The following is a 2,987-nucleotide window of genomic DNA, read 5'->3' on the forward strand; positions in this document are numbered from 1 at the left end:
CACGAAGCGGTACGGCTCGCGCGCCCCGCCGCTGCCGGCGGTCTGCCGGGCCGGCCGCAGCTCCAGCGGCCAGACGGTGAGGCCGCCGTCGGGGTCGTCGCGGGGCGGGCCGACCGGGACGGGGTCACCCGCCGCCCCGGTCAGCCAGGCCGCGAGGTCCGCGACGGCCGCCTCGATCGCGCCGGTCATCGCGGCGGGGTCCCCTGGATCCGGTACGCGATGGCCTCGTTCCAGACGTGCGGGTAGACGCCGATCTCGAAGTAGCGGGTGAACCGGTTGATCGGTGCGTTGCTGTGGTCGTGCCAGAGCAGCCACACCGGGGCGATGGTGAACAGCACGTAGTTGAGCGCGACCAGCGGCAGGTAGAGCGGGCCGAGCAGGCGCGCCTGGAAGATGTGCACGTCCTCGTGCCGCTGGATGCCGGGGCTGGACCCGGCGCAGACGGTGCCGATGGTGGTGGCGTAGCGGGGCGAGACGCCCTCGACGAGGTTGACCCGCCCGCTGCCCTGGGAGACCACCCGGTCGAGCTGGTGCCCGAAGACCAGGTGCAGGGCCAGGTAGAGCGCGCCCGCGACCGTGTTGAGCAGGCTCCAGGTGTGGTCGACCACGAAGAGGAAGATCCCCTTCGGGTCGGCGCCGTACGTGCCGGCCGCGGCGACCGCCCAGCCGAACGGGGCGCCGACGAGCAGCCCGACCACCGCGCCGATCAGCAGGCCGATGGTGCCGCCGGCCGCCCCGCCGAGCGCGGCGCCGAGGACGATGTGGACGGCGGCGCTGATGATGCCGAGGATCATGGGGATCACCTCTCAGACCCAGGATCGGATGTAGCGGGGCTCGCGGTTCTGCGCGAGCTGGGTCGGCGACGCGCTCGTCGCCTGCCGGTTGCCCGGGGGCAGTTGGTTGATGCCGAGCGCGGCGGAGAAGATGACCAGCCCGTTGAAGAACGCGATGATCCACTTTTCCGGGCCGGCGTCGGTGGCGAAGGCGGCGGTCAGGTACGACAGGGCGAGCGCGAAGCCCAGCGCGATCCACTTGCGCGCCTTGTCGCCGCTCGGGCCGATCAGGCCGCCGATGACGTTGGTGGCGAGCAGGGTGGCGGCGCTGGCGCCGGTGAGGCTGCCCAGGGCGGCCCAGGTGAAGAGATCGTTCACGGCGATCCCCCTTTTCGACGGTGCGGTGGTGCGGCCGGGGTGGGGTGGTACGGCGGCCCCGGCTGCTGCGGCTCCGGGTACCGCCCGGGTGGCGGCGCCGTGCCCGCTCAGGCCGGCCGGTCGGCCGGGGGAGTGGGCGCGGGGGTGGGGGCGGCCGGGGCGGCGGCGACCGGGCCGCGCGGGCGGCGGAGCAGGAGGACGACGACCACGGCGACCAGCAGCAGCACGACCACCCCGCCGACCACCAGCAGCCAGGGGAACCCGCCGCCGGCGGCCGCGGCGGCCGGGGAGACCGAGGCGGAGGGTTGCGCCGGCGCCTCGGCGACGGCCCGCAGGTCGGCCGGCTTCGGCTGGTTGGCGACCACCTTCCAGCTCACCGACCGGCCGTTGACCGTGCCGTTGGTGTCCAGCACCCGGCCGGGGAAGGTCACCGAGATCTCGAACGACATCAAGGTCATGAAAGCCTGCTGGTTCCGCGGATCCTGCTCGGCCACCTTTCCGCCGTATTTCTTCGGATCCAGCGGGAGTGAGAAGCGGTAGAGATCGCCGTCCCGGACCAGATTCACGCTCTCGCTGGTGAATTGCGACAACGGCGTTTTCCGGTACGCGATCTGAATGCCGTAGTAGGTGGCGTCCTCGTAGCGGGTCTCGGCGCCGGCGGGGAGGGAGGGGATGTTCTGCCGCAGCTCGGCGAAGGCCGCCGCGACGTCCGGGTTCCTCCGCTTGAGCAGGGACTTCTCGGCGGTGAGCAGGAGTTGGCCGGTGACCGTGTCGTCGGTGTTCACGGTCAGCCCGAGGTTGAGTTGCATGCAGCCGCTCAGTGCCGCCACGAGGGCGAGACACACCGCGAGGCGCAGTGCCCGGCTGCGGCGGAGTCTCGTATTCATGGGAACAGTGTGTGTGATCGCCATCACGTCCAGCAGTCAGCGATCAGTCACACGCGTGTCGCCGATCTTACCGGCCCGCTCTCCCATTCGGGCGAGCCCGGAAAACGTGCGTGGTCGATATTCTGAAGGGTTGTGCCGCGCAATTCGGCTCAGCCCCGCGGTGCCAGCCGCCGAACCGGCGTGACCGCCGCCACCGGCCCGAGGTGGCGCCCACCGCTGCCGGCCGGCCCCGCCAGGCCGCAGGATGGGTGGGCGAGCGTGACGGGAGGCGGGCGATGGCCGGGTGGGGCAGGGTGCGGGAGGCGGCCGGGCGGCTGCGGCGCGGCTGGCTGCCGGTGGTGGAGGCCACGCTGGCCGCCACCGTCGCGTGGATCCTCGCCACCCGGCTGGTCGGCCACCCGCAGCCGTTCTTCGCCCCGGCCGCCGCGCTGATCGTGCTAGGCCAGGCCCGCGGCCAGCGGATGCGTCGGGCGGTCGAGGTGGTGCTCGGCGTCGCGGCCGGCGTGCTGGTCGCCGACCTGGTGGTGCAGGCGCTCGGCCCACGGACCACCTGGACGGTGCTCACCGTCATCCTGCTCACCGTCGCCCTGGCCGTGGCGATCGGCGCCAGTTCGGTGACCGTGGTGCAGGCCGCCGTCTCGGCGCTCTACCTGGTGGTGGTGTCCCCACCGACCGAGTCGCTGGTCCCGTTCCGGTTCGTCGACGCGCTGATCGGCGGCGCGGTGGCCGTGGTGGCCAGCCAGCTCGTCGACGCCCGCCGGCCGCTCGCCCCACTGGTCAGCGAGTTCCGGCACACCTTCGAGGAGTTGGCCGGGGTGCTGGGTGAGGTCGCCGAGGCGCTCGACCGGGCCGACGACGCGGCGGCGCTGGCCGCGCTGGAGCGGGCCCGGCACGCCGACGCCGGGGTGGAGCGGCTGCGTGGCGCGGTGCAGGCCGCCGGCGAGGCGCT

General features: G+C 73.3%; 4 protein-coding genes and 1 pseudogene. 1 reads left to right on the forward strand and 4 read right to left on the reverse strand.

Translation table 11 applies throughout. The annotated features are described in order from the left end of the window. From B0E53_RS34930 to B0E53_RS34945, 4 genes and pseudogenes are all read right to left on the reverse strand, one after another. A pseudogene (locus tag B0E53_RS34930) lies at positions 1-189 on the reverse strand (carboxypeptidase regulatory-like domain-containing protein); the annotation flags it as partial. Continuing rightward, positions 186-794, reverse strand: coding sequence for a glycine zipper family protein (locus B0E53_RS34935; protein WP_107079774.1), 609 nt, complete (start codon positions 792-794; stop codon positions 186-188). The gene B0E53_RS34935 and the pseudogene B0E53_RS34930, both read right to left, overlap by 4 nt. Before the next feature lie 12 nt (positions 795-806). After that, the gene (locus B0E53_RS34940) at positions 807-1,151 is read right to left on the reverse strand and encodes a hypothetical protein (RefSeq protein ID WP_107079775.1); all 345 of its coding nucleotides are present in this window, start codon (positions 1,149-1,151) and stop codon (positions 807-809) included. Positions 1,152-1,258: 107 nt separating this feature from the next. Continuing rightward, entirely contained in the window at positions 1,259-2,038 is a 780-nt protein-coding gene (locus B0E53_RS34945; RefSeq protein WP_246835758.1) for a DUF3153 domain-containing protein, read from the reverse strand. A 275-nt stretch (positions 2,039-2,313) separates the two neighbouring features. On the opposite strand from B0E53_RS34945, the gene B0E53_RS34950 reads away from it, so the two are divergent. Beyond that, positions 2,314-2,987: FUSC family protein (locus tag B0E53_RS34950; RefSeq protein ID WP_210406337.1), on the forward strand; the 674-nt coding region annotated here is incomplete at its 3' end.

The sequence above is a fragment of the Micromonospora sp. MH33 genome (assembly GCF_003013775.1).
Taxonomy (GTDB): Bacteria; Actinomycetota; Actinomycetes; order Mycobacteriales; family Micromonosporaceae; genus Micromonospora; species Micromonospora fulviviridis.

Excerpts from the sequence above, each read along its gene's own strand:
- B0E53_RS34945 (WP_246835758.1), bottom strand. The coding sequence starts at position 2,038 with ATGAATACGAGACTCCGCCGCAGCCGGGCACTGCGCCTCGCGGTGTGT.
- B0E53_RS34935 (WP_107079774.1), bottom strand. The coding sequence starts at position 794 with ATGATCCTCGGCATCATCAGCGCCGCCGTCCACATCGTCCTCGGCGCC.